Here is a 3981-nt window from a genome sequence, read left to right on the forward strand (position 1 = left end):
AGCCAGTCGGCGACCCGCTGCGCCACTCCCCCGGACATGACCCCGGCGAGCGCGCAGGCCAGCATGGCGACCGCGGGCCCGCCGAGTCCGCGCAGCGCGGTGCGGGGGTCCCGGCGGGGCCGCTGGAGGAGCAGGGCGACGACGCCGAGGGCCACGACGAGGCCGCCCTGGACGAGGGTGAGGGCGCCGAAGACGGCGTTGCCGGGGAGGGTGCCGGAGGAGGTCCAGCCGGGGCGGGACCAGCCGGCGTGCACGGCGGTGAGCACGAGGACGACGAGGGAGGCGGCGGGCAGCCAGGAGACGAGGGCCCGTTCGACCCGCAGGTCGAGTCGGCTCTCGCTGCGGCCCCGCCGGCAGACGACCCGGACCACGACGACCGCGAGGACGACGACGGCCGCCTGGAGGACCCGGCCGAGGACCGGGCGCGGGCCGGGCGAGCCTGCGTCGTGGCGGACGGTGGCCGTGACGAGGGCGGCGGCGACGGTGAGGAACCCGGCGGCGGTGTGGGCTGCGCGGAGACGGGCGACGAGCCGGCGGCCGTACCAGAAGCCGGGGCGGCCGAGCGCGGGACGGAGCTCGACGGGGCCGGCGGGCTCGGCGGCGTCCGCCGCCTCCGTGTCGGCCCCGGGCTCCGCGACGGGGGCGTCGTATCCGGTGGGCGGGCGCTGCGCCTCGTACGCGCTCCAGGTCCGGTTGGAGAGGTACCAGAGCAGGCCGACGAGCGCGGTCGGCACGAGCGCGGCGAGGGCGAGCCGGCGGCCCGGCAGGGACCACCAGCCGCCGCGCCCGGCGGAGAGGAAACCGAGCCAGGAGTACGCGTCGGTGCAGGCGGTGGTGGCCGCGCACTGCCAGGCCGTCAGGTCGAGCGCCACCTCGCAGGCGGCGGCCGTGAGCAGGACGGTGAGGGTGAGGGCGACGAGCCGGACGACGACCCCGTAGAGCCGCACCAGCGTCGGCCGGTCCTCGGCGGGCGGCCGCATCCAGTGCGCCAGGTTGGCCACCATGAAGGGCAGGAGCAGCAGCCACAGGGCGCGGGCGCCGTCGCCGGAGGTCAGATTGGACCAGCAGTACGCCTCCGGGACGGGACGGGCCGCGTACCGCTCGGGGTGGTCCTCGGCGTCGAGGTCCTCGGCGCGCCGGTACACGGCGGCGGTCCGGTCGCCGGTGACCCGTACGGTCCTGGGGTCGTCGAGCATGGACTCGGGGGTGGCTCCGCCGACTCCGTGGACGAGGAGTTCGAGCGCCGCGCCCCCGCTCTCCGGGGCGGGTGTGGCAGGGGACACTGAGGCGACTTCCTCTCAGGGTGGGAAGATGCGACGTCGGCAACAGGATCGCGGAAGGCCGTGCGACCGCGCACGGTCTCTCACCGAATCCGACACTCATCCCCTTGTCTCCTGCGGAAGGACCGGCCCCGGCGGTGACTGACAACCAGAACCTCCTCGCGGAGCAGCGGCGTGCCCTGATCCTCGACGAGGTACGGCGGCGTGGCGGCGTACGGGTCAACGAACTGACCCGGCGTCTGAACGTCTCGGACATGACGATCCGCCGCGACCTGGACGCGCTGGCCCGGCAGGGCATGGTCGCGAAGGTGCACGGCGGGGCCGTTCCGGTCGTCGAGGCCAGCACCCACGAGCCGGGCTTCGAGGCCAAGTCGGTCCTCGAACCGAGCGCCAAGGACGAGATCGCCCGGACGGCGGCCGCCCTGGTCGCACCGGGCACGGCCATCGCCCTCTCGGGCGGGACGACGACCTACGCGCTCGCCCGGCACCTCCTGGACGTGCCGGACCTGACGGTGGTCACCAACTCGGTGCGGGTCGCCGACGTGTTCCACGAGGCGCAGCAGACGGGCGGCGGGGGCGGCGAGGCGCGGCGCGGCGCGGCGACGGTCGTCCTGACCGGCGGGGTCCGCACGCCGTCCGACGCGCTGGTCGGGCCGGTCGCGGACCGGGCCATCCGCTCGCTCCACTTCGACCTGCTCTTCCTCGGCGTGCACGGCGTGTCGGTGGAGGCCGGGCTCTCCACGCCGAACCTGGCGGAGGCCGAGACCAACCGGTGTCTGATGCGCTCGGCGCGGCGGGTCGTCGTGGTCGCCGACCACACCAAGTGGGGGACGGTGGGGCTGAGTTCCTTCGCCACCCTCGACGAGGTCGACACCTGGGTGACGGACCGGGGCCTGCCGGAGGGCGTCCGCGCGGAGGTGACGGAGCACCTGCCGGGTCTGGTGGTGCCCGGCGAGGAAGAGGCGTGACCCCCTTCCGGGTCGAGCGGACGGTGCCGCTGGCCCCGGAGGAGGTGTGGCGCCGCCTCACGGACTGGCCGGCGCACGGCCGCCAGGTGCCGCTGACCCGGACGATCGTCCTGACGCCGGGGCCGAACGGGGCGGGCACGCGGTTCACCGCCCGGACGGGCGTCGGCCGTCTTTCCTTCGACGACCCGATGGAGGTCGTGCGCTGGGAACCCCCGGCGCCCGGCCGGCCCGGCGTCTGCCGCCTGGAGAAGTACGGCCGGGTCGTACGGGGCTGGGCGCGCGTCGAGGTGACGGAGATCCCGGACGGCGGCAGCCGGGTGGTGTGGACGGAGGAGCTGTCGGTACGGGGGCTGCCTCGGGCCTTCGATCCGGTGCTGGCACGGGCGGGCCGGCTCGTGTTCGGGCGGGCGGTGGACGGGCTCCTGCGCGGGAGCGGTAGCTCGAAAGAGTAGGCCTCGGCGGACGGGATGTTGACGCCGAGTCCCACGTTCGAGTGGGAAACCTCCTCATTTGCCGGAAATCACCTGGTCGACTGCTTTTCTCTCGATCAGTTCTGGCGTCCAACCGAAGAATGAGGAACATCGATGAAGCGTCTCGCTGTCTGCGTCGCGTTGACCGTCTCGGCCGCCGCTCTCGCCGCCGGACCGGCCGCCACGGCGGAGCCGTCCCCCGGGAAGCGGGGAACGCCCGCCCGGCACCACGCGCCCGCGAAGGCGGCGAACGAGTCGGCCAGGCTGGCCCGTTCCATCCTGAACACGAAGGGCATCACCTACGCCACCGCGCACGTGGGCGGCACCGACAAGGCCTCCCTCCCGAAGCAGAACCTGGTCGACGTCTCCAACGGACGCCTGGCCAGGACCAGCCCCTGGGGCCACAAGAAGGGCGCGCGGGTCGCGCTCGACACGAAGATGCTCAACGGCGCCCTGAAGCTCGGCACCCAGTACCGCTACAAGTTCCAGATCTCCGAGCTCGTCGGCGGAGAGCACAGCCGCACCTCCAAGCACTACGCGGGCCGCGCGATCGACGTGACCTGGATCAACGGTCGCCACGTGGGCAAGAAGGCCGATCACAAGGGGTTCATGAAGGCCTGCCGCAAGCTCGGCGCCTCCCTGGTCCTCGGCCCGGGCGACGACAAGAACCACAAGACCCACGTCCACTGCCAGTGGTGACCGCCGCCGGGTGAGCCGGTACGCACGCGCCACAGAGGGGCCCCGTCCGACGGGGCCCCTCTGTGCTGCTGACGGCGCGTCAGCTAGGGTGCTCACTCCACTCGCGTCCCCCGGGAGGACCCATGGCACGCCGACTCGAGCCGGTGGAACTCGACTTCACCACCTCAGCGCCCGTCCGCCTGGCCTTCACCGTGGACCTCGCCGCCCCGCCGGCGGCCGTCTACCGGTCGGTGGCCGTGGAGGTGGGAAGCCTGCCCTCCTGGTTCACCGCCGTGACCTCCGCCGTGCCGACGGGCGACGGCGCGGGCCGGACGATCCGGCTGCGCGGCGGGATCGCGTTCGAGGAGACGATCCTCGCCTCCGAGCCCGACCTCCGCTACGCGTACCGGGTGGACACGACGAACGCCCCCGGTGTGACGGCCATGGCGGAGGAGTGGCTCCTCTCCCCCACCGGGACGGGGACCCGGCTGCGCTGGACCATGGCCGTCGACGGCGCCGCCCCGTTCCGGCTCGCGCTGCGCCTCGCGGCGCCGGGCGTGGGGCTCTCCTTCCGGGACGCGGCGC

General features: G+C 74.1%; 4 protein-coding genes and 1 pseudogene. 4 read left to right on the plus strand and 1 reads right to left on the minus strand.

The window, feature by feature from the left end:
- Positions 1–1283 (minus strand): annotated as a pseudogene (locus tag CCN56_RS25840) (hypothetical protein); the annotation flags it as partial.
- A gap of 134 nt (positions 1284–1417) precedes the next feature.
- Between CCN56_RS25840 and CCN56_RS25845 the strand changes: the two are divergent.
- From CCN56_RS25845 to CCN56_RS25860, 4 genes are all read left to right on the plus strand, one after another.
- On the plus strand, positions 1418–2248 hold the full coding sequence (locus tag CCN56_RS25845) for a DeoR/GlpR family DNA-binding transcription regulator (protein ID WP_086830380.1): 831 nt from the start codon (positions 1418–1420) through the stop codon (positions 2246–2248).
- Positions 2245–2700, plus strand: a complete 456-nt coding sequence (locus CCN56_RS25850) for an SRPBCC family protein (protein ID WP_086830381.1) — start codon at positions 2245–2247, stop codon at positions 2698–2700. Before CCN56_RS25845 ends, CCN56_RS25850 begins: the two co-directional genes overlap by 4 nt.
- Before the next feature lie 132 nt (positions 2701–2832).
- Positions 2833–3417, plus strand: a complete 585-nt coding sequence (locus CCN56_RS25855; RefSeq protein ID WP_086830382.1) for a hypothetical protein — start codon at positions 2833–2835, stop codon at positions 3415–3417.
- Positions 3418–3539: 122 nt separating this feature from the next.
- Positions 3540–3981: SRPBCC family protein (locus CCN56_RS25860; RefSeq protein WP_086830383.1), on the plus strand; the 442-nt coding region annotated here is incomplete at its 3' end.

The organism is Streptomyces sp. NRRL B-24572 (assembly GCF_002156145.1).
GTDB classification, from domain to species: Bacteria; Actinomycetota; Actinomycetes; order Streptomycetales; family Streptomycetaceae; genus Streptomyces; species Streptomyces vietnamensis.

Coding starts and splice junctions, on each gene's coding strand:
- CCN56_RS25855 (WP_086830382.1), top strand. CDS start 2,833: ATGAAGCGTCTCGCTGTCTGCGTCGCGTTGACCGTCTCGGCCGCCGCT.